The 19643-nt window shown below is 70.1% G+C and carries 15 protein-coding genes and 3 tRNA genes; 13 read left to right on the forward strand and 5 right to left on the reverse strand.

Going from position 1 to position 19643, the window contains the following annotated elements; all coding sequences use genetic code 11:
* Window positions 1-14: 14 nt before the first annotated feature.
* The 5 genes from B141_RS0125485 to B141_RS46855 all read left to right on the forward strand — a co-directional run bounded on the left by B141_RS0125485 (window position 15) and on the right by B141_RS46855 (window position 5960).
* On the forward strand, window positions 15-782 hold the full coding sequence (locus B141_RS0125485; protein WP_020578020.1) for an SDR family NAD(P)-dependent oxidoreductase: 768 nt from the start codon (window positions 15-17) through the stop codon (window positions 780-782).
* Window positions 783-922: 140 nt separating this feature from the next.
* Window positions 923-3055, forward strand: coding sequence for an MFS transporter (locus B141_RS0125490; RefSeq protein WP_157181275.1), 2133 nt, complete (start codon window positions 923-925; stop codon window positions 3053-3055).
* 96 nt (window positions 3056-3151) lie between these two features.
* On the forward strand, window positions 3152-4189 hold the full coding sequence (locus tag B141_RS42680) for a daunorubicin resistance protein DrrA family ABC transporter ATP-binding protein (RefSeq protein ID WP_020578022.1): 1038 nt from the start codon (window positions 3152-3154) through the stop codon (window positions 4187-4189).
* Window positions 4186-4989: an ABC transporter permease gene (locus B141_RS0125500; protein WP_020578023.1), complete on the forward strand. Its 804-nt coding sequence runs from the start codon at window positions 4186-4188 to the stop codon at window positions 4987-4989. The genes B141_RS42680 and B141_RS0125500 overlap by 4 nt, the downstream gene beginning before the upstream one ends.
* A gap of 80 nt (window positions 4990-5069) precedes the next feature.
* Window positions 5070-5960, forward strand: a complete 891-nt coding sequence (locus B141_RS46855; RefSeq protein WP_202805912.1) for an alpha/beta fold hydrolase — start codon at window positions 5070-5072, stop codon at window positions 5958-5960.
* On the opposite strand, the gene B141_RS42685 is transcribed toward B141_RS46855, so the two are convergent.
* Complete coding sequence (locus B141_RS42685; protein WP_020578025.1) at window positions 5852-9271, reverse strand: AfsR/SARP family transcriptional regulator; 3420 nt, start codon at window positions 9269-9271, stop codon at window positions 5852-5854. The two genes, B141_RS46855 and B141_RS42685, sit on opposite strands and share 109 nt — an antisense overlap.
* A gap of 206 nt (window positions 9272-9477) precedes the next feature.
* Between B141_RS42685 and B141_RS0125515 the strand changes: the two genes are divergently transcribed.
* Entirely contained in the window at window positions 9478-10905 is a 1428-nt protein-coding gene (locus B141_RS0125515) for a dihydrolipoyl dehydrogenase family protein (RefSeq protein ID WP_020578026.1), read from the forward strand.
* A gap of 46 nt (window positions 10906-10951) precedes the next feature.
* Here B141_RS0125515 and B141_RS0125520 read toward each other — a convergent pair whose 3' ends face one another.
* Together B141_RS0125520 and B141_RS0125525 are read right to left on the reverse strand one after the other, a co-directional pair.
* The gene (locus tag B141_RS0125520; RefSeq protein ID WP_020578027.1) at window positions 10952-11506 is read right to left on the reverse strand and encodes a flavin reductase family protein; all 555 of its coding nucleotides are present in this window, start codon (window positions 11504-11506) and stop codon (window positions 10952-10954) included.
* 235 nt (window positions 11507-11741) lie between these two features.
* Window positions 11742-12893, reverse strand: coding sequence for a glycerophosphodiester phosphodiesterase (locus B141_RS0125525; protein WP_063828664.1), 1152 nt, complete (start codon window positions 12891-12893; stop codon window positions 11742-11744).
* A 245-nt stretch (window positions 12894-13138) separates the two neighbouring features.
* Here B141_RS0125525 and B141_RS0125530 point away from each other — a divergent pair, with 245 nt between their 5' ends.
* Window positions 13139-13612: a GreA/GreB family elongation factor gene (locus B141_RS0125530; RefSeq protein ID WP_026257573.1), complete on the forward strand. Its 474-nt coding sequence runs from the start codon at window positions 13139-13141 to the stop codon at window positions 13610-13612.
* Between the two features lie 270 nt (window positions 13613-13882).
* Window positions 13883-14968 (forward strand): helix-turn-helix transcriptional regulator, encoded by a 1086-nt coding sequence (locus B141_RS0125535; protein WP_020578030.1) that lies wholly within the window; start codon window positions 13883-13885, stop codon window positions 14966-14968.
* Window positions 14969-14998: 30 nt separating this feature from the next.
* On the opposite strand, the gene B141_RS0125540 is transcribed toward B141_RS0125535, so the two are convergent.
* Complete coding sequence (locus B141_RS0125540; protein WP_020578031.1) at window positions 14999-15376, reverse strand: metallopeptidase family protein; 378 nt, start codon at window positions 15374-15376, stop codon at window positions 14999-15001.
* A gap of 97 nt (window positions 15377-15473) precedes the next feature.
* Between B141_RS0125540 and B141_RS52335 the strand changes: the two genes are divergently transcribed.
* The 4 genes from B141_RS52335 to B141_RS0125560 all read left to right on the forward strand — a co-directional run bounded on the left by B141_RS52335 (window position 15474) and on the right by B141_RS0125560 (window position 17639).
* The gene (locus B141_RS52335) at window positions 15474-17195 is read left to right on the forward strand and encodes a metallophosphoesterase family protein (RefSeq protein ID WP_020578032.1); all 1722 of its coding nucleotides are present in this window, start codon (window positions 15474-15476) and stop codon (window positions 17193-17195) included.
* A gap of 140 nt (window positions 17196-17335) precedes the next feature.
* Window positions 17336-17408, forward strand: a tRNA-Glu gene (locus B141_RS0125550).
* 47 nt (window positions 17409-17455) lie between these two features.
* Window positions 17456-17529: transfer RNA gene (locus B141_RS0125555), tRNA-Asp, on the forward strand.
* A 36-nt stretch (window positions 17530-17565) separates the two neighbouring features.
* Window positions 17566-17639: transfer RNA gene (locus B141_RS0125560), tRNA-Phe, on the forward strand.
* A gap of 196 nt (window positions 17640-17835) precedes the next feature.
* Here B141_RS0125560 and B141_RS42695 read toward each other — a convergent pair.
* Window positions 17836-18693 (reverse strand): prolyl oligopeptidase family serine peptidase, encoded by an 858-nt coding sequence (locus tag B141_RS42695; RefSeq protein WP_084678510.1) that lies wholly within the window; start codon window positions 18691-18693, stop codon window positions 17836-17838.
* 248 nt (window positions 18694-18941) lie between these two features.
* Here B141_RS42695 and B141_RS0125570 point away from each other — a divergent pair, with 248 nt between their 5' ends.
* The gene (locus B141_RS0125570; protein ID WP_020578035.1) at window positions 18942-19181 is read left to right on the forward strand and encodes a hypothetical protein; all 240 of its coding nucleotides are present in this window, start codon (window positions 18942-18944) and stop codon (window positions 19179-19181) included.
* The last annotated feature ends 462 nt before the right edge of the window (window positions 19182-19643 follow it).

A 19643-nucleotide genomic window follows, 5' to 3' on the forward strand; every position in this document is an offset into this window, starting at 1 on the left:
AAGAAGGAGGACACGTGAACGTCTTGGACACCTTCAGCCTCGCCGGCCGCAAGGCGCTCGTCACCGGCGGCAACCGCGGCCTCGGGAAGGCCTTCACCGCGGCTCTGGCGCAGGCGGGCGCCGACGTGGCCTTCGTCTCCCGGGACGCTGACCGTAACCGGGCCGCCGCGCGGGAGCTGGACGGGGTCGGCGTCAAGACCCTGGCAATCACCGGCGACGTGACCGTACCCGCCGACGTCGACCGGATCGTCGCCGAGACCGTGGCGGGCCTCGGCGGGCTGGACATCCTGGTCAACAACGCGGGCATCTGCTTCCACAACGAATCCTGGAAGGTCACCGACGATGAGTGGGACCAGGTGTTCGACCTCAACGTGCGGGCCCTGTGGAAGTGCTGTGTCGCGGCCGGCCGGCACATGGCCGAGCACGGCGGCGGCTCCATCGTGAACGTCGGCTCGATCTCCGCCCTCATCGTCAACCGGCCGCAGTGGCAGCCGGCGTACAACGCCTCGAAGGCGGCTGTGCACCAGCTCACCAAGTCGCTCGCCGCGGAATGGGCGCCGAAGGGCATCCGCGTGAACGCTTTGGCCCCGGGCTACGTCAAGACCGACATGGCGCCGGTGGACCGGCCGGAGTTCCGGCGGCACTGGGTCGAGGACGCGCCGCAGCAGCGGTACGCGCTGCCGGAGGAGATCGCGCCGAGCGTGGTGTTCCTGGCCAGTCCGGCGTCGGCGTTCATGACCGGGTCGGTGCTCGTCGTGGACGGCGGCTACACCGCCTTCTGAGCCAGCCAGCCGCCGAGCCTGGAAGAAACACGACAAGCCGGGCGCCGCCGCGCGGGTGCCACGCCGCAGGCGGTGGCTGATCGTACGTACGTAGACCCGTAGAGTGATTCGGATCAACCGAGCCTCCCGGGGGTGCGGCCGTGGCAACGACAACGAGAGTGCCGGCGACCCGCGTGCCGATGGGCACGACGGGCAGCGACAGGTCACCTCGCAAGGGCCGATTGCTCGCCATCAGCACCAGCACGGTGCTGGCGGTCTTCATCGCGGCCCTTCACCAGACAATTGTCGTGACTGCCCTGCCAACAATTGCCAGTGACGTACGAATTATCGACTCCACCTCATGGGTTGCCCAGATCGCCTGGCTCGTCGCGGCATATCCGCTCGGCTCGGCGATCGCATTGCCGCTATTCACAAGGCTCGGGCGCCACCTGGGATATAAGGGGCTCTTTCAGGTCGCCATTCTGATATTCGTCGCCGGATCCGTCCTGGCCGGCCGATCAGACACCCTGACCGAAATTCTCGCGTCCCGGGCGACCCAGGGAATCGGCGCGGGCGGCCTCATCATCGGCGCGCACACGATCGTCACAACACACCTACAGCAAAAGGCACGTGCGCGGCTCTCGCGATTCCTCGGCGCGGTCTTCGTCCTGGCCACCGGCGGAGGCGTCCTCCTGGGCGGCGCCCTGGCCGAACACCAGACCTGGCAGGCGGGTTTCTACGCCAGCGTGCCGGTCGGAGCAGTCGCGCTCCTGATGACATTCGGCATTCCCAAGCGTCCAAGGCCAGAACTCACAGCCGCGACGACTATGGGTCGACGCCAGCGTATCCGCACCCCCATCGTCGCGGGCATAGTCGCATTCGCCGTCGGCGCCGCGACCTTCGCCACCATTACCTACCTCCCGGTATTCCGCGAACTCACCGAGGGCGCGACCCCGACAGAAGCAGGAATCTTCCTCCTGCCCATGATCGCGGGCGCCTGCGTTTCCGTGCTGACCGCGACTCCCCTCATATCCAGGTTCGGAAAACACCGGTTGTTCGCCATCCTCGGCGCCATCCTGGCCGCCACCGGAATGGCGCTGCTGTCGGTGACGCTGGGGAATTCGCCGCGCTGGCAGGAGTACGCCGCCATGGGCGGTCTCGGCATCGGGATCGGCCTCGTGCCGCCGGCGCTCACCGTCTCCCGTTGGCCGATCTCGTGGTGGCAGCTCGGCGGCTGCGCCGGCACGTCGGCGCTGGGCGTGGCGTTCGCCAATCGGCTCACCGAGCGCCTCGCCGGCGCCTCCACCACAGCGGTCGCCGAGGTCTTTCCACCGCTTCTCGGGTACGGCGTTCCCCTGCTGGCCCTCGCCGCCCTTCTCGCGTTCGCCCTCAAGCAGGATCCCGCCCGCACACAGGACAAGGAGTACGCCAACCCCACCGTGAGTACCGACGACACCTCCCACGTCAACGTCACCGTGCCCGCCCAGCAGCGTGGCGCCCCAGACGATGTCCCCGAGCGCGACACCCAGGGCGACACCGACCCACTCCTCGTCCGGGTCCGCCAGGCGAGCGGCGAGCCGATCCCCGGCGTCGTCCTCACACTCTGCGACCTGGCCGGCCGGCAGCTGGGCCGGAGCATCGCCGCCGGCGACGGGGGGTACGAGCTGACGAGGCCAAGCAACGGGACGTACCTCCTGATCGCCAGCGCCAGAGCGTTCCACCCGCACGCGCAGATCATCGAGCTGAACGACCAGAAGAGCCCGCGCGAACTGGACCTGACCCTGCGCGGGGAGAGCGGTGTGTACGGCGTGGTGCGCAGCGCCGCCAGCATCGCGAACGCCACGGTCACGCTCACCAACCCCCGCGGAGCGGTCGTGGCCGGCCAGACCACGGGACCCGACGGCTCGTACACCCTCGCCGACCTGGTGCCCGGCACCTACACGATGGTGGTCAACGCACCGGCGTACCCCCCAGCCGCTCTGATCGTGCACGTCCCCGCCAACGGCACCCTGCGCCAGGACGTCGAGCTGGCCGGCGGCGGCCATCTGCACGGCGTCGTACGCGGCGGCAGCGGTCGGGCGCTTTCCGACGCCCGGCTCACGCTGGTCGACAGCTGGGGTCGGGTGGTGAGCGTCACAGCGTCCGGGCCGGACGGGCGCTACCGCTTCGACGAACTCCCCGACGGCGAGTACACCCTGGTCACGACGATCTACCCGCCCGCGGCCAGCGTCCTCCAGGTGACCAGCGGCCAGAACCACCAGCATGACGTCGCCCTCGCCTATCCCAAGGGCTAGCTGTCAGTGATTTGTGCGTGATCTCTCAGCGGCACCGGGCAGCCTCTGTGGCGTACCGCCGCACCCCGAAAGCGGTGGTACCTGGGAGGAATCACGATGTCGTATGCGATCCAGGCAGAGGGCCTGGTGAAGCGGTTCGGGTCGACCACGGCGCTGGCCGGTGTCGATCTCGCCGCCCGCACCGGCTCCATCCTGGGCGTGCTGGGCCCGAACGGCGCCGGCAAGACCACGGCGGTCCGGGTCCTGGCGACCCTGATCAAGCCGGATGAGGGCAGGGCCCGCGTCGGTGGGTTCGACACCATCCGCGACGCCCACAAGGTGCGCGAGCTGATCGGGCTCACCGGACAGTACGCCTCGGTCGACGAGGAGCTGACCGGTCTGGAGAACCTCATCCTCCTCGGCCGGCTGCTGGAGCTTTCCCGCAAGGACGCCAGGCAACGAGCCCGGGACCTGCTCGAGCGGTTCGGCCTCACGGACGCGGCTGGCCGGCCGGCCAGCACCTACTCCGGTGGCATGCGCCGCCGGCTCGACCTGGCCGCGAGCCTGGTCGGGCGGCCCACGGTGTTGTATCTCGACGAACCCACGACCGGCCTCGATCCCCACGCCCGAGCCGAGGTGTGGGACGTCATACGCGGGCTGGTCGCGGACGGGGTGACCGTCCTCCTCACCACGCAGTACCTCGATGAGGCCGACCAGCTGACGAACGAGATCGCCGTGATCGACCACGGCCGGGTGGTGGCGAACGGTACGCCGGCCCAGCTGAAGGCGAAGGCTGGTGCGCAGCGGCTCGAGATCCGCCCGGCGCTGGCGAGCGACCTGCCGGCGGTGGCCCGGCTCATGACCGAGCTGGCCGGTGTGGCGCCGACCGAGGGGGCTGACCCGGGCTTGCTCGGCGTACCCGTGCACGACCCCGCGGTGATGACCGCCGCCGTACGCCGGCTGGAGGACGCGCGGATCGTCGTACGCGAACTCGCCCTTCGCCTGCCCAGCCTCGACGAGGTCTTCCTCGCCCTCACCGGCCACCGTGCCGAGCCGATCGGAGCAGGCAACGAGCCGACCGGACCACGCAACGGGCCAGCCGGACCACCATCCCCCGCCGACGAGACCGCTGCCACAGAAGGAAGGTTGGCATGACCGCACTGCCCGCCATCGCGACGGCACCCCGGCGGATGAACCCCCTGCGCGCCCTGCGCCACGGCCTGACCCTCACCTGGCGCAGCCTGCTCAAGATCCGCCGCAATCCCGAGGCGCTGATCGATGTGACGCTGCAGCCGATCATCTTCGTGGTGCTGTTCGTCTTCATCTTCGGCGGCGCGATCAGCGGCGACTGGCGTTCGTACCTGCAGTTCGTCCTGCCGGGGCTGATGGTGCAGACCATCGTCTTCTCCACGATGGGCACCGGCATCGCGCTGAACACCGACATCGACAAGGGAGTCTTCGATCGGTTCCGCAGCCTGCCGATCGCCCGCTCGGGCCCGCTGGTGGGTGCGGTCCTCGGGGATCTCGTGCGGTACGCGCTCTCGCTCGCCGTGCTCCTCGGCTTCGGCGCGGTGCTCGGCTTCGACTTCACCGGCGGCTTCCTCGGCGCGCTCGCGGGCTGTGCACTGGTGATGGGCTTCGCGCTCGCGTTGTGCTGGGCGTGGGTGTGGCTCGGCGTCACGATGAAGAAGCCGCAGGGTGTGCAGGGTGTCGGGATCCTGCTGATGTTCCCGCTGACGTTCGGCAGCAACGTGTTCGTCCAGGCCGGCACGCTGCCCGGATGGCTGCAGGCGTTCGTCTCGGTCAATCCGGTGACGTACCTCGTCGACGCCACCCGCGGCCTGATCCTGGGCGGGCCGGTGGCCCAGCCGGTGCTCTCCAGCCTGGCGTGGATGGCGGGCCTGCTGGTGGCCTTCGTCCCGCTCGCGCTCCGCGCCTACCGCCGGCGTACCTGAAGACGACTGGACCCGTACGGCGCCCGTCGCTGCCGCGCAGTGAAGAAGGACGACCTCTTCGAAGAAAGGAAAGAACTCCTGTGGACCCAAAGCGGACCGGAATGCTCGACGTGCCCGGCGCGCAGCTTTATCACGAGGTTTTCGGAGACGACGGCCCCCTTCTGCTCATGATCCCTGGCGGGCTTGGAGATGCCGGCTTCTACAGCTCGGTCGCGCCGACGCTCGCGGACTGCTTCACCGTCGTGACGTACGACCGGCGCGGCAATTCGCGCAGCACGCTCGACAGTCCGCCGCAGGACCTGCGCATGGATGAACAAACCGGCGACGCGATCCGGCTGCTGGACGCGCTCGGAGGCGAGCCGGCGTTCGTGTTCGGCGGGAGCGGCGGAGCCATCGTCGGCCTCGATCTGGTCGCGCAACATCCGGAGCGAGTCCGCGCACTGGTTGCCCACGAGCCGCCGGTGGTGACGCTCCTGCCCGACCGGGGGACGTACCTCCGCCTCTTCGACGACATCAACGACATCTACCACAGCGAAGGAGCGGAGCCGGCGATGGAGAAGTTCATCGCCAGCTACGGCGGCGACGGACCGCCGGACTTGGAGTGGGACCCGACGCTCCCTCCCGACCCCGAGATCCAGCAACGGTTCGCCGGGAACTTCGAGTTTCTTCTCGCCCACGAGATGCGCCCGTTCGTCCGCTACGAACCCGATCTCGACGCCCTGAGGGCCGCCAGGAGCTCCGGATGCCGGGTCGTGCTCGGTGGTGGACGGACCGGGGCGGCGCACTACCCGTACCGCGCCGGCGCCACCCTTGCCGACCTCATCGGGACCGAGTTCGCAGACTTTCCCGGGGATCACGCGGGCTATCTCGGCCGGCCACGCGCATTCGCTGAGCGATTGGTCGAGGTGCTCGACGACGGCACGATCGCGGCGATGGCGTCCTCGCGGGACAACCCGGCACCGCGTTCATAGTGGTCGTCGTACGCCGGTGATCCCAGCGACTCCCGAGCCGCCCGGATCAGCCGCGAGACGTCCGGGTTGCTCAGGTCGAGGGCGCCCCGCACGCTCGTCGCGGCGCCGAGCAGGAACGCACACCGTGGCGGCTCGCCCTCCAGCAGGGCGAGTGCCGCCATCCCCTGGATCGCACCGGCGAGACACGGCATGTCCTTCGCGGCGAGGGCGATCGGGAGCGCCTGGTCCAAGGCCGCCCTCGCCGCCGGTGCGTCGTACTCGCTGACGGCGAGCCAGCCATGGCTGGTCAGCAGCATCGCCCGCCGTTGCGGCACGACCACCGGCACGCGGTCGATGGCGGTGGCCGCCGCGTCGAGGTGCTGCCGGGCGGCCGCGAAGTCGTTGGTACGCCACGAGAGCTCGGCCAGCCCGAGCAGGCCGAACCACAACCCGTCCGCATCCTGCTGACCGTCCCGCTCGTACGCCGCCAACGCCTCCTCGAGGGTCTCGCGGGCACTCGCGAGATCGCCGAGGCGCATCCGGTCGATGCCGATCATCGCGAGCATCTCCGGAGCATCGTCCGTCGAGCCGAGCTCGCAGACCAGCGCCAGGGATTGTTCACGGGCGGCGACAGCGGCGGCGTGATCGCCATTGCGGGCATGGACGCCGGCCAGGTTGCGGAGCACTGCGCCGAGCCCCCAGCGTTCCCCTGCCTCCTCGAACGCCGCGCGCGCATCGAGTAGGTCGCCGTAGGCAGCCTCGAGGTCGCCGCCATTCTCGGCGACCTGGCTGCGGAGCAGCAGCGCCATCCCACGCTCCCAGGGTTGGAGCTGGGGCAGGAGTTGGCCGAGGTCAGCCATCGCGGCCGCCTCCCTGGTCCGGAACGCCTCGATCGCCGGACGGACCAGCCCCAGCATGGGCTGGCTCGCGACCACGCCCGGCCGGCGTACCAGCCACAGGACCTGAGCCAGGGACCGCCAGGCGTCGGCCTCGTCTCCTGAGAAGAAGGCCACCGCCGCGGACGAGCACAGCAGGATCGCGCGGGCCGCGGGCGGCGACTCGCCCGGAAGCTCCAGCGCCGGCCGGGCCAGCGCGGTGCTGTCGGTGCGATTCCCCTGGAGAAACCAGAACCACATCAGCGCGGCGCACAGGCGCACGGCCGGATCCGCGACACCAGTCCCGATCGCCCAGCGCGCGGCCGCCACGAGGTTGTCGTACTCCGCCCGGTTCACCGCCAACCAGTCCAGCTGGTCCCGCCCGCGAAGCTCGGGCTCGGCCCGCTCGGCGAGGTCGAGGAAGTACGCCCCGTGCGCCGCCTGGAGAGCCGCTGACTCACCGGCCTCGGCGAGGCATTCGGCGCCGTACGCCCGGACCGTCTCCAGCATGCGGTAGCGGACCTCGCCTCCGCCGTCCCCGGGCATGACCGCGTCCAGCAGCGACTTGTCGACCAGGGCGGAGAGAACGTCAAGAACGTCGGCGGCGGGCAGGCCGTCGCCGGCGCAGACCCGCTCGGCCGCCGCCAGCGTCGCTCCGCCGGGGAAGACGGAGATCCGCCGGGCGAGGATGCGTTCGGGTTCGGTCAGGAGGTCCCAGCTCCACTCGATCACCGCGCGCAGTGTCTGGTGCCGGGGCAGGGCGGTGCGACTGCCCGCGGTGAGCAGCCGGAACCGGTCGTCCAGCCGATCCGCGATCTGGCCGACAGAAAGCGAGCGCACCCTGGCCGCCGCGAGTTCGATGGCCAGCGGCATGCCGTCGAGGCGCCGGCAGATCTCGACCACGGCCGGCACGCATTCCGGGGTGAGGGCGAAGTCGGGGCGCACCGCGGTCGCGCGGTCGACGAACAAACGGATCGCGGGGTACGCCAGAGCCGTCGCGTCCGCGACCGGCGTACCCTCCGGCGGCCAGGGCAGCGGCGGGATCGGGTACGTCGCCTCGCCCGCCACGCCGAGGGGTTCCCGGCTCGTCGCGAGGATCCGCAGCCGTGGGCAGGCCGCGAGCAGGGTGTCGGTGAGCCGTGCGGCGGCGTCGACGAGATGCTCGCAGTTGTCGAGGACGAGCAGCGCGTGCCGGTGTGCGAGAGCTTCGACCAGCCTGGTCATCGCGTCGCGGTACGCCGGTGAGGAGCCGAGCGGGGCCCGCTCCAGCAGTGCCGCCTCGCGTACGCCGAGCGCGGAGAGTACCGCCTGGGGTACGTCGAGCGGATCGGTCAGCGGGGCCAACTCGACGAACCACAGGTTCTCCGGCGACTCAGGACGCGCGGGCCGCGCGGCTGACCCGTGCGATGGCACGTCTTCGCCGGCGTCCGGGCGTAGCCGCGCGGCGAGTTCGGTGGCGAGCCGGGTCTTGCCCGCACCACCCGGACCGGCGACGGTGACGAGTCTCGCGCCGTCAAGCAGCTCACCCAACCGGCGAAGTTCGGCTTCGCGACCCACGAAGCTGCTGAGCTGGGTCCGCAGGTGGGTCCGCGGCAGTCCTCCCCACCCACCCGCCACCGGCCGGGCCACCTCAGACGACAGCCCTTTTTCGGGCAAGCCGACCGGCGACTCGGGCGGCACGACCGGCAACTCCGCCGGCAGTGCGAGGTCAGGGTCCTGGCGCAGCACCGCGAGGTGTACCGCGGCGAGCTCGGGCGACGGGTCGATGCCGAGCTCCTCCGACAGCGCGGACCGGACGCGTTCGTACGTCGCGAGGGCCTCAGACTGCCGGCCAGTGGCGTACAGCGCCCGCATCAGCTGGGCCTGGACGCGTTCGCGGAGTGGGTGCTGCTCGGCCAGGCGCCGCAGCTCGCTGACCACCTCGAGGTGCCGGTGGAGACTGAGGTCAGCGTCGAGTCGGTCCTCGATGGCCGCCAGCCGCAGGTCGTCGAGGCGGGTGGCGCTGGCCAGGGCGAACACCGCGGCCGTGACGTCGGCGAGCGCCGGGCCACGCCACAGCCGCTCAGCCTCGGCCAGCCAGGCGGATGCCCGGGCGAGCTCACCGGCCGCAAGCGCCCGCCGCCCGCGTACCACCAACTCCTCGAACTGGTACGCGTCCACCCGCCCCGGCTCGACCGCGAGCAGGTACCCCGCCGAGCGCGACTCGATCAGGGCTCGGTCACCGTCGGCGTCCCGGACGACGCGGCGCAGCCTGGACACCAGCGACTGCAGGGCGTTGACCGCACCCGCCGGCGGCGTCTCGCCCCACAGGCTGTCGACCAGGGTCTGGACCGTGACGATCCGTCCGGCGTCCAGCGCGAGCCGGACCAGCAACGCCCGCAGCCGCGCCCCGCCGACCTCGACCAGCCGGCCCTCGTCGTCCCGCACCTCCAGCGGCCCCAACACGGCGACATGCACGGGCCCAGCCTTCCATGCGGGGCCCCTCTACCGCGCTGGCCAACACAGCCAAGCCCGGGCCCGCCGGCCCAGCCAGCCGGCAGCCGGGTCAGACCCACCCCACCTAGGTTTCGGCGCGCGCCCAGCGGTTACCCACCTTTTGTACGCGCCGACCGCGTCTACGCGCCGCGAGGTGCCGTCACGCCGGATGAGAGGTCGCTGGCAGCATGGCCGACACCACGTTCGACGTCATCGTCCTCGGTGGCGGAGCCGTCGGGGAGAACCTCGCCGCCCGCGTGGTCGCGCGGGGCCTCTCGGCCGCCCTCATCGAGTCCGAACTCCTTGGAGGGGAGTGTTCGTACTGGGCCTGCATGCCGAGCAAGGCGCTCCTGCGCAGCGGCGCGGCGTTGCGGGCGGCCCGCGCCGTCCCGGGTGCCGCCGAGGCCGTGACGGGGAACCTCGACGTGGCAGCCGTCCTCAACCGCCGGGACATCGTCACCTCGCACTGGGAGGACACCAGCCAGGTGAAGTGGGCGGAGGACGCCGGCATCACCGTGGTCCGCGGGCACAGTCGGCTCGACGGACCCCGGCGGGTCGTCGTACGACCGCCTGACGGATCGGGCGAGCGGGTCCTCGAGGCGCGGCACGCGGTCGCCGTCTGCACCGGGTCGGACCCGCTGATTCTGCCGATCCCCGGGTTGCGCGAGGCACGGCCGTGGGCCAGCCGGGAGGGTACGAGCGCCAAGGAGGCGCCACGCACCCTCGCCATCCTCGGCGGCGGGCCGGTCGGCTGCGAACTCGCCCAGGCCTGGAGCGACCTCGGTTCCCAGGTCACGCTGCTGGAGCAGGCCGACCACCTCCTGCCCGCACTGGAACCCTTCGCCGGCGAGTATGTCGCGAACTCCCTGAGAGCCGCGGGCGTCGACGTACGTACCAGCAGTGAGGTCACGTCGGTGACCCGCGACGGCGACGGGCCGACCACCCTCGCGACCGACACGGGAGAGGTGACCGCCGACGTCCTGATCGTCGCCACCGGACGCACGCCGCGTACGGCCGATCTGGGGCTGGAGACCGTCGGGCTGGAGCCGGGTTCCTGGTTGGAGGTCGACGACAGCTGCCGGGTCACAGCGGTCGAGGGGGGTTGGCTGTACGCGGCCGGGGACGTCAACCACCGGGCGCTGTTCACGCACATGGGGAAGTACCAAGCGCGGATCTGCGGCGACGCGATCGGTGCCCGCGCCCACGGCGAGCACGCGTCACCGGTCGCCTGGTCGCCGTACGCCGCGACTGCCGACCACACCGCGGTGCCCGACGTGGTCTTCACCTCGCCCGAGGTCGCCTCGGTCGGCCTCACCGAGGAGCGGGCGAGCAACCAGGGGCTGACCATCCGGACAGTGGAGTTCGACCTCGGCAAGGTCGCGGGCGCTGCCGTGCGCGCGGACGGCTACACCGGGCACGTCAAGCTGGTCGTCGACCAGGAACGCCTGGTGATCGTGGGGTTCACCGCAGTCGGCCCCGACATCGGCGAGCTTCTGCACGCCGCCACGGTGGCCGTGGTGGGTGAGGTGCCGCTGGACCGGCTCTGGCATGCCGTACCCGCGTACCCCACCGTCAGCGAGTTCTGGCTCCGCCTGCTCGAGGCGTACGGCCTGTGACCTCGCCCGGCGGCGCCGGCCAACCGCCGCCGGTCAGTCGTTCGGGTCAGCCGTTCGGGATGGTGAAGTAGCGCCCCCGCCGGTGAAGCAGCGGGTCGTGCTCCTCACCCAGTTCGATGTGCTCCAGCTCCGCCTCGACGCCCAGCGCCCACCCGATCGGCCGCGCGGAAAGGAGCCGGCACCCAGCCCAGGTCTCGACCGTCGCCGGCACCGGCCCCCACTCGGTGTCGCGCCACTCGGTCAGCCGGAACGCCCCACCGGGCGCGGGCATGAGACCGGCGAACGCGTCCGCCAGCGAGCGGTGCTCCCAGCGCAGGGCCGACACGGCGAACCTGCCGGCCCTCTCCAGGACCGGCCAGAGTTCGGAGTCGCCGTCGACAAGTCCGAGGACCTTGCCCGGCTCACCGTCGGCGACGACCAGCCCTGACACCGGAAGCCCCGCCCGCCGGCCGCCGGCTGTCGCGGTCCACAGCGTGACGGGCGCGGTCAGCCGGCCGCGCAGCCGGCGTACCGGATTGCGCTCATGCGGCGGCGGTAGGAACGGATGGTCGGCGTGGATCGCCGCACCGGGCTCCTCGGCAGGGGGCTCATTCTCAGGCACGTTCCCAGGATGCCGGCCTCGGTTGGGTCGGGGGCACCCTTGTACGGCTCTCTTGGCCAAGGGTGCCCCCGACCCAACCCCGCCCAACGCCCGACCCAACCCGTCCACGCCCGACCCAACCCGCCCAACGTCCGGTGATCATGATCCGGATGATGAAGGCGGAAGGGACGTATGGCCCCTTCCGCCTTCATGATCACCAGCGCGGCAGCTCCGCCGCGCTCGCTGTCAGGACCCGTCAGGAGCCGCGGACCGCCGCGACTCCGAGGTCGGGGAAGTCGGTGAAGATCGCGTCGACGCCCACGTTCAGGAACGCTCGCATCTCACCGACGGCATCGCCGTGCGCGGCGGTGCCCGTACCAACCTTGTACTCCAGTGGCAGGAAGGTGTTCTCGGCCCGGAAGGTCCAGGTCACCACCCGGAGCCCGGCCCGGTGGGCGTCGCGAACGACAGTCGTGGGTCCGAGGAGACGACCCTGGGCATCCCGCGGGCGGATCCGGTCCTTGTACGGCGCCGCCCAGTCGGCGTACGTCGCGATCTCGCGCAGGCCGGCCGGGGTGAGCAGGTCGCCGTACGTCCGTGGATCCCCCTTCGCCACGAAGTCGTATGGCGCCCCCGAGGAGTCGATCAGCTGGGCGAGCTCGACCTCGACCAGCTTGTTGAGCTGCTTGAGGTTGCCGACCTCGAACGACTGGACGACGACCTTCGCGTTGCGGCCGGCGAGCCCGTTGCGGCGCAGGACCTTGACGAGCGGCTCCTCCAGCGAGAGCCCGATCGAGTCGAAGTACGTCGGGTGCTTGGTCTCGGGCGCGATGCCGATGGTGCGTCCCCGGAGCCGGGACTCCCGCTTGGCGAGGTCGATGACCTCCTGCAGGGTCGGCACCTCGAACTTCCCGTCGTACTTCGTGTTATCGGGCCGCAGGTCGGGGATCCGCTCCTTGGCCCGCAGCGTCTTGAGCTCGGCGAGGGTGAAGTCCTCGGTGAACCATCCGGTGACGCCGCGCCCGTCGACCACCTTGGTCGTCTTGCGGCTGGCGAACTCCGAGTGGGCCGCGACATCCGTCGTACCCGAGATCTCGTTCTCGTGCCGGGCGACCAGGACGCCGTCCTTGGTGGAGACGAGGTCGGGCTCGATGTAGTCGGCGCCTTGCTCGATCGCGAGTTCGTACGACGCGAGCGTGTGCTCGGGTCGGTATCCGCTGGCCCCGCGGTGGCCGATGACGATCGGCTTGGACGCGGAGGAACCGGGACGCTGTGACTGCTGGTCGGTCACTGGTTGGGACGCGGACCCTGACGCCGACGCTGACGCGACGCCGGCCGCCGACATCGACACCGCGGACACCACGGCGAGCAACCCTAACCGGAACCAAAGAGGACTACGTGTACGCATGGCGCATAACGTCACGCAACCGCGAAGACGGCATATGAACGGAGTTCGACGCCGCGATGATCACTCCAGTACCAGCAGTGCGTAACGACTTCTTCACTTAGGGCGTCCAGGCATTGATACGGCACCGCCGATGTCGGCGGACCGTGAGAGGATGGGGACCTTCGTCGACGACGGGGGTTCCGGTTCACTGTGTGTCCTCACACAACCGGGCCACGTCTGGGGGCAACCGAGGGAGTGTGGTCGCCGTGAGTCTTCTCGACCATCAGATCCACCAGCTCTCCGCATCAGCGCGCAAGCGTCTCGAGCAGGATGAGATCGAGCTCACGCAACGGCGCGCCGAGCTCGTCGCCGAGCAGGGCAGCGAGACCGGAGGCGATCTCGTCGATCAGGCGTCCTTCGCCACGCAGCAGATCGAGATCGAGTCGATCGACCGGCGCCTAGTGCGGATCCACGATCTGCTGTCGGCGACGACCGTGGCCGCCGACGCACCCGACGACACGGTCGCCGTCGGATCCGTCGTCACGTTGCGCTTCGATGACGGCAGCACCGAGACCTACCAGGTGGGCTTGATCGAGGAGCAGGCTGGCGATGTCGTCGCACTGACCCCGACCAGCCCTCTCGGCCGCGCACTCCTGGGCCACCGGGTTGGCGACAAGGTCACCTACGACGCGCCCGTTGGCAAGCTGACGGTCGAGATCGTCGAGGTACGCCCGCTCTGACTGCTCCCCCGCCGCAACAGGCGGAAGCAGACCGCGCCCGCTGATCAGACCTTCCGATCTGGTTGGCGGGTGCGATGTCATGCGGTCCGAGATTCGCTCGACGCTGCCCGGCTCCCGCCGTCCGCCCGCCCGCAAACCCCTTCCTTCTGCCGAGACGTCCCGTGCGCGGAACTTTTCCACAGGTTCACGATCTGCGGCCGTCAAGCGTCACCGAACTTCGAGCACAATCGGAGGAGTTTCTTCGGGGGGCAGAACCGGAGGAGTTCGGGCATGTCAGACGTGCTCGGCCTCGATCGGCAGATGCGCGAGGCCTACCACACGCTCGTACGCGAGCGTGCCTGCACAGCGGTCCAGGTCTCTGAGCGGCTCGGGATACCGCGAGCACGTGCCGAGGAGGCCCTCGACCGGCTGGTCGCGGCGGGCCTGGTCGCCCCCTCACCCGGGGAGCCGCGCCTGCTGGTCCCCCGCGACCCGCGGCAGAGTCTTGGTCCCCTGATCGCTCACCGGCAGGCCAGTCTCATTGCCGCGCAGCAGGAGCTGATCCGCTCCCAGGAGGCGCTCGCCGCCCTGACCTCGGTCTACGCGGCGTACGGCCGGGACTCCAGCAGTGCGCGACCGCCCGAGCTGTCCCGTGGGCAGGCCGCCGTCCAGGTCCGGATCGAGGACATGCTGGAGTCGTCGCGGTCGACGATCATGTGCTTCCTGGTCCAGGGTGCGGGCACGATCGCGCTCGGCGTCCAGTCCCACGCCATCGAACGCGCGATCGGCCGCGGCGTCGCGGTACGCGCCGTCTACGCCGGCGACATCCTCGACGACGACGCGATCCGCGCCCACGCCCGCTGGTTGATCTCGGCGGGCGGCAGCGCCCGGACCGCGCAGTCAGTCCCGCCGGCCATGCTGGTGGTCGACCGTACGACCGCGTTGGTTCCGGCCGACCTGAGCACGACCGCGGCGTTCGTCGTTCACAATCGCGCGTTGACCGCGGCGCTGGCGTTGTTGTTCGACCGCGTGTGGGGAGACGCCCGCGTGGTCAGCGGTACGCCGACCCGCACCTCGGCCACCCCCGCCACCGATCCGGCCGCCGACGTCCCCAGTCCGCAGGAACGCGACCTGCTGCGCCTCCTCGGCCGGGGGATGACGGACGCGTCGGCGGCCCGCCAGCTGGGCGTCTCGCTGCGGACCGTACGCCGGATGATGGCCGAGCTCATGGCCCGCCTCAACGCGCGGAGCAGGTTCGAGGCGGGCATCCGCGCGGCCGAGCGCGGCTGGATCGGCTCGGCTCCCTCCCCAGCGTTGCGCCGGACGATCCGGCCCCGGCCCACGCCGCCGAGCGCGCCCGCCGCCATCAACAGCTGACCGGCGGCCCCGCGCCCTGACCCGCTACAGCTAGTCGTAGCCCAGCTCGTGCAGGCGGGCGTCGTCGATCCCGAAGTGGTGCGCGATCTCGTGGACGACAGTGACGTGTACCTCGTCGACCACCTCGTCGTAGGTGTCGCAGATCCGCAATGTCGGGTTCATGAAGATGGTGATGCGGTCGGGCAGGACACCGGCGTAGGAGTGACCGCGCTCGGTGAGCGGCAGACCGTCGTAGAGACCGAGAAGGTCGGGATCGTTGGGCGGCGGCTCGTCCTCGACGAAGACCGCGACGTTGTCCATGAGTTGGGCAAGCTCCGCTGGAATCTCGTCGAGGGCCTCCCCCACGAGTTCCTCGAACCGCTCCCGGGACATGTCGAGCACACCGCCATTCTTGTCGGTCCCGTCCATAACCCTCCCGATCGCTCCACAGCAATTCCTGTCCAGCACGGATCCCTCTCGGGTCCCTACGGGACATGATCGCGTGAGGTGGGGTACAACGGTGGGGATGCCCGACCAGCGCCCGGTGTCCTCCACCTTCCTCGACCGCGCCGCGTCCTCCGTTGGCGTGCTGTGGCGGTCCGCGCGGAGCCTCGCGCAGTTCGTACGCGAGGTGGCCGCGCGAGTTCAGCGACCCGCGACCGTGCTCGCCATCGCCGCGCTGGCGTTCGTCGGCGCGTGGTTCGGGATGGCGTTCTTCGGCTCCGCTGAGCGGCCGGTCGGCCCGGTCGAGACGAGCATGCGGCTTGTCCCGTCCTGGCACGGCGAGTCCGTCCTGTCCATCCCACCGCTCGGCACGCTCACCCTCGACAGCCACAACAGCCCGATCGAGCTGCAGGTCAACGTCGACCGGATCAACCAGGACGCCGCTCGGCGGATCTTCGACGATCCCCGCATCCTCGGCGACCTCGAGTCCGAGGTGATCCGGGACGTCCGCAGCGGGGTGTACGCCACCGCGGTCCGCGGCCTCGTAGCGGGCGCTCTCGGCGCGATGCTGGTGACGCTCATCGTGGTCCGCCGGCGCCGCCCGACGCTCATCGCCGGTGGCGCCGCGGTCGTCGCGATCCTCACGGTCTACGGCGTGGCCGGCCTCACCCTGAACCCCCGCGCCGTGGCCGAGCCGAAGTACACCGGCCTCCTGACCGGCGCGCCGTCACTGATCGGCAACGCGCAGGACCTCGCCCAGAACTTCGACGCGTACTCCAAGGAGCTGGTGCGGCTGGTGACGAACGTCACCAAGCTGTACGACGTCACCTCCACGCTTCCGGCGTACCAACCAAGCGACAACGTGATCCGCGTCCTGCACGTCTCCGACCTCCATCTCGGCGAGCACGCCTGGGACGTCATCGGCTCGGTGGTGAAGCAGTACTCCGTGGACGTGATCGTCGACTCGGGCGACACCACCGACCATGGGCTGGCGGCCGAGAACACCTTCCTCCAGCGGATCCCGAGCCTGCGGGTGCCGTACGTCTGGGTGCGCGGCAACCACGACTCGGTGGTCACCGAGGAGGCGATGCGCCAGCTGCCGAACGTCGTCGTACTCGACGGGAAGGTGAAGACCGTCAAGGGGATCCGGTTCCTCGGCGCCGGTGATCCGCGCTTCACCCCGGACCGCAGCAACCGGGACATTCCCGCCGAGACAGAGGCCGTCGCCGCGCAGGCGCTCGCTCTGACGAAGGTCGCGGAGAACTCCAAGCCGGAGGTCGACGCGATCGTCTATCACGACAGCGCGGGGGCCGCGTTCTTCGACGGGAACGCCTCGCTGCTCCTCACGGGGCACGCGCACAAGCGGCTGAACATGATGCTGCCGGGCGGGAGCCGGCTGATGCAGGAGGGTACGACGGGCGGCGCGGGGCTGCGGGCCCTGGAGAAGAGCGAACCCGCGCCCATCGAGATGTCCGTCCTCTACCTCGACCGGTCGACCCGCGAGCTCGAGGCGTGGGACGAGATCACCCTGGGCGGGCTGGGCCTCACCTCGGCCCGCATCGACCGGCACCAGGTGACCCCCGACGAGACGCCGAGTACGCCGAGCCCGATACCGACGCCAACCGGGCCGGTTCCGGAATCGCCGCTGCCGACGCCGACGATCACCCGCCTGCCCACAGAGTCGCCGTCGGGTTCTCCGTCAGGTTCTCCGTCGGGGTCGCCGCTAGGGTCCCCACTGGGATCGACTGGATCGCCTCCACCGGGCGGGCCACCACTGACCCCGACCCCGACGCCAGCGCGGTAAGCCACGTAGCCATGGGTGCGGCCTGCGCGGTATACCCCGGTCTGGGGTACGCCAAGCCGCTAGGGGCCGCCCGGTTTGGACCCCGCAACGGCGTACCCATAGACTTGTGCGGTCCCTGACGGTGGTGAGCCGTTAGTGCTGCCCTCATCGTCTAGAGGCCTAGGACGCCGCCCTTTCAAGGCGGTAGCACGGGTTCGAATCCCGTTGGGGGCACTGCTCGCGAAGTGCGATAGCATTCGTCGGCGCGAGCAAAACAGCAAGGCCCCGTAGCGCAGTTGGTGAGCGCGCCGCCCTGTCACGGCGGAGGTCGCGGGTTCGAGTCCCGTCGGGGTCGCTGCGGTGGCCGGCAACAGCCGGCCACCTGCTCCATGGGCAGGTAGCTCAGTTGGTACGAGCGTCCGCCTGAAAAGCGGAAGGTCGGCGGTTCGACCCCGCCCCTGCCCACCTGCGAAAACGCCCCAAGAGAAGATCTATCCCTGGGGCGTTTGACATCACTTGTGACATCAATAGCGGCTCGTATAGCTGGTCAGAGCGTCTCCTCGCACGCGCCGGATCATGATCGCCCGCTTAAGCGGGCTAGGTCGTTATCGTGTCCGCCTGTGCTGGCGGTGGGTGTGCTTCGCCTAGCAGCTGGCCTCCTTTACGGCTGCCGCAGGTGCCGGTCGAAGAACTCGATCGCCGCGGCGCCGACGTCGTACCAGACCGGTCCGTCGTACGGGCTCTCAGGATCGGCCTGCAGGTTGTGGTGCCCGCCGTCGATCGCCAGAATCTCCGACTCGACTCCCGCCGCCCGAAGTGCAGCGTGCAAGCGCTCGGACTGCTCGTATGGGACGGTCTCGTCCAACCTGCCGTGGACGAGCAGGAACGGCGGTGCGCTGGAAGTGACGTGGTTGACCGGACTCGCCTGGCGCAGCTGGGCTCGATGGGTCGTGACATCGCCGCCGACGAGTGCGGTCACCGGAGAGGGTTGGTCGTTGAGCATCTGGCCGCCCGTATGGAGAAGATCACTGGGTCCGCTGATCGTCACAACGGCCCGGACTGTCGTGTCCCACTCGTCCTCGGCCGTGCCGCCGCTCGGGCAAGGCGAGCCGGTCAGACCGGCCAGAGCGGCGAGGTGGCCGCCAGCAGATTGTCCCCAGATCCCGATCCGATCGGCAGCGATGGGAAGGCCGAGCGGGTTCCGGCGCAACCACCGCAGGGCGGCTCGGACGTCGTCCAACTGAGCAGGGAACACCGCCTGACCGCTGTGCCGCACCGACGGGGCGACGGTGAGGAACCCGGCCTCGGCAAGCAGCGGGTTCGCGAATGGCAGCATGGCCGTCGAACGGGTGCCTCTACCCCAAGCCGGAAGGCCGTCGATTCTCACGACCGTCGGCAGAGGCGTCTTCGGCAATGGCGATGGGCCCAGCACGTCCAGGGCTAGCTCCACGCTGTCGGCTCGCGCGTAGACAACGTTGATTAGGCAGGAGAGCGGGCGGGGGTGGCGGACGGCTGACATGGCGATGACCTTCCGACGGCAAAGTCGCGGGGGCGGTCAGACTCTCGCACCACCACTCGTCGAGATCCAGGGCCGAACCGGGGCTCATGCAGCCTTGCCGTTTGTCGTCCAACCATTGGATGCCCGTAGGCGGGTGGCGAGAGCTGCCGCGATGAGGAGCGCGGCGACCACGGTCGCCAGCGCGATCTGGAGACCCATGCCGCCTGCGATGAATCCGATGAGTGCGGGTGACAGGAGAAGCCCGGCGGTTGGCCGAGTTGAACGATGGAGAGGCCTTCGCCTGGTGTGAGGCCCGGCTGTTGCGCGGCGAGGCCGTTGAGGAGTGGAGCGATCCCGATCGTGCCGAGGCCAAGCAGCACGAATCCGGCGATCGCCGCGGCCGCAGTGCCGACAGCGAGAGCGACAGCAAGAGCCACCGCGGCGATGACCATCGCGACGCAGAAGAACCGGAGCAGCCCGACCCGAGCTGTCACCCTGTCGACGACTAGCAAACCGACGGCGTTAGCCAGCACCCAGCCTGCGTAGGTGGCGGCGCCGAGCGTGGCTCCGGCCCCGAGAGTTTGGCTGGTGTAGATGGCGCTCCATTGCTCGCCGGCGCTGATCATGTAGGCAGTGAGGAACGAGATGACCACGCGGTCGAACGGCGTGGACGTGCGCGCCATCGAGTAGCTGTGCTACCGCTCTGGTCCGCTCAGCAGTCGGTCCCGGCCGGCTTCGACGCCGGGGGGAAAACCCGTCACGTGGTAGTGGCGCAAATACCAGAGCCCGTGGAGGAGCCAGAGCGCACGGTAGGTGCGGTCGTTCGGGGACTCGAACAACGAGGGGTCGCCATAGCCGGCCTGTATCCACTCGACCGGGAAGCGCGTCCCNTCTCGGAAGTCCCACTTGGCGAAGTCGTTCGCCGCGGGTTCGGCTGCGACCACACCGAAGTCGATGATCCCCGACAGCCT

This window comes from Actinopolymorpha alba DSM 45243 (assembly GCF_000373925.1).
In the GTDB taxonomy this organism is placed as follows: domain Bacteria; phylum Actinomycetota; class Actinomycetes; order Propionibacteriales; family Actinopolymorphaceae; genus Actinopolymorpha; species Actinopolymorpha alba.